This is a genomic window from Amorphus sp. MBR-141 (genome assembly GCF_053628695.1).
In genome coordinates this window covers 1-2,430 of sequence record NZ_JBRJGW010000077.1, presented here as the reverse complement: position 1 = coordinate 2,430, position 2,430 = coordinate 1, and the positions used below count along the sequence as shown (strand labels likewise).

General features: G+C 68.0%; 1 protein-coding gene. It reads right to left on the bottom strand.

Annotation, left to right across the window (positions count from 1 at the left end; genetic code table 11):
- Positions 1 to 403: 403 nt before the first annotated feature.
- Positions 404 to 2,335, bottom strand: a complete 1,932-nt coding sequence (locus tag ACSSVZ_RS28035) for an ATP-binding protein (protein ID WP_453974155.1) — start codon at positions 2,333 to 2,335, stop codon at positions 404 to 406.
- Positions 2,336 to 2,430 lie beyond the last annotated feature (95 nt).

Below are 2,430 nucleotides of genomic sequence, written 5' to 3'. Positions count from 1 at the left end.
ATCGCCTCGGCTGAAGCCTTCCTGCACGCCGCCTCCGTCATGCTCCTCGCAAGACGTCTGGCCCGCGCTCCATGAGTTTCGAGTCCGACTCTAAGGTCGGATCGGCATCGACGAGGTGCCTGGCCGCGACGCGAAGCCCACCGTCGACCAGGCAGGGGCGGCATTCGAATGATACCGTGCGGACAGGCTGCGCCACAGAGAAATAGCGCTTCCGGGAGGCTGAGACGCGCAGATCGATCCGGATTGCGCCGTGACCCCATCAAGGACGCTCCCACCTGAGCCCCGTTCTGGCGTGGACCGCCCGCGCTCCAGCACGGCCGGGCCATGAGGCGGCCGTTGCAGGTTGCTGTGCGGGCGCCCCCTGACCAGGCAATTTGCGAATACCGTCGTCCTGACGGCGGCGTCAGGCGGCGTCGAGGACCTCCCGGACCTTGCGGGAGAGGTCGACAAGGCGGAAGGGCTTGCCGAGCAGGCTTACGCCGGGGTCGAGCCGGCCGTGATGGACGATCGCATTCTCGGTATATCCCGACATGAACAGCACCCGGATCGACGGGAACGCCGCCTTGACCTCCGCGGCGAGCACCTTTCCCGACATCCTCCCCGGCAGAACCACGTCGGTCAGCAGCAGATCGGGGATTCGGCCTGCCCCGCCAAGCCCCTCCAGCGCCTCGGCCCCGGCACCGGCTTCGGAGACGGTGTAGCCGAGGGACCGCAGGCTGCTGACGGTGTAGCTTCGCACGAGCTCGTCGTCTTCCACCACGAGAACGTGCTCGCTGCCCCTCACCGGGGCCTGGGGATGCACCGGCCGGGAGCTCTCCGTTCCCGCCGCGGACCGCGGAAGATAGATGCGGACGGTCGTCCCCTCGCCGAGCTCGCTGTAGATCTTGACGTGGCCCCCGGTCTGCCGGGCGAAGCCGTGGACCATGGACAGGCCGAGGCCGGATCCGCTCCCCTTCTTCGTCGTGAAGAACGGGTCGAACACCCGTTCGAGGACATCGGGCGCGATCCCTGTTCCAGTGTCCGAAATCGCGATGACGATGTATTCCCCCTCCTCCATCTCGTTCGCCGCGGCGTAGGCCGCATCGACGAAGACGTTCGCCGTCTCGATCGTCAGCCGGCCGCCCCCCGGCATGGCGTCGCGGGCGTTGATCGCGAGGTTCAGCACGGCGCTTTCCAGTTCGGTGGGGTCGACCAGCGCCTTCCAGACGCCCGCCCCGCGGACGAGGTGGATGTCGATGTCCTCGCCGAGGCTGTGCCTGAGGAGCTCGTCGATTTCCACCAGCAGCCTGTTCACGTCGACATGTCGGGGGTCGAGCGACTGCCGGCGCGCGAAGGCAAGCAGCCGATGGGTGAGCTCCGCTCCGCGCTCGCCGGCGCGCTGGATGGTGCTCGCATACGCCCTCACCTCCGGCGGCGCGTCCTCCAGCCGGGCGGACAGGGCATCGACGTTGCCGAGGATGACCGTCAGCAAGTTGTTGAAATCGTGCGCGATGCCACCCGTCAGGTTGCCGATCGCGTCCATCTTCTGGGCCTGGCGCAGCTGCGCCTCGAACTTGCGCTGGTCGGTCACGTCGCGAAAATAGACCGTGAACCCCTCCGGGTGCGGGAAGCCGCGGACCGCGAAGATCGACCCGAGCGTCAGGTCTTCGAACTCGAAGTCCACCGGGACGCCGTCAGCCTTCGATTTCAGATATTCCGTATGCAGCGGCGTTCCGGTAAGCCCGGGAAAATCCCAGATCACGCGCCCGAGCAGGTCGCCGCGGGGCCGTCGTATCAGCCGCACGGCCTCGTCGTTCACGTAGGTGAAGCGCCACGCGTTGTCGTACGCCACGAAGGCATCCGAAATCGAGGTCAGGATGGCGCTGGTCTCGTCCCGGGCGGCCGTCAGCTCGCCGATCGCCGCATCTCTCGCCTGCGCCGAGCGCAGCGTGTCGATCGCCGTGCCGGCGACGCTGACGAGCTGCAGGATCTCATTGAGATCGTCCTGGGTGAAGTCGCCGGTCGTCTTGCCGGACAGGCACAGGTGGCCCCGCAGCGTCCCGCCCGGCACCAGGATCGGGACGGAGAGCAGCCCCTTGATCGGCGGGGCGTCCGCGCCCTTCGGCAGCTGGTCCCAGAGCGGGTGGCCTTCGAGCTCCGCCTGGGTCAAGAGCAGCGGCCGTTGACGGTCGGCGATGAGGTCGCAGACGTCGGCGGCCAGATCGGCCGGTGCGCCCGCCATCGCGCCGGCGTCCTCGAAACTGACCGCCGTCGTCGTATCCTCCGCGTCGGCGCCGTCGGTGATCGTCGCGGACGCCCAGCGGGCGCCGATCAGCCTTCGGCTGACCCCTGCCACGTTCTCTAATCGCATTGGTCAAGCTGGTTGATCGGGCTTTGCGCCCACGCCGGGTTCATGGTTCTCTCCGCGGTCGGTCTCGGTGGACCGCCGCA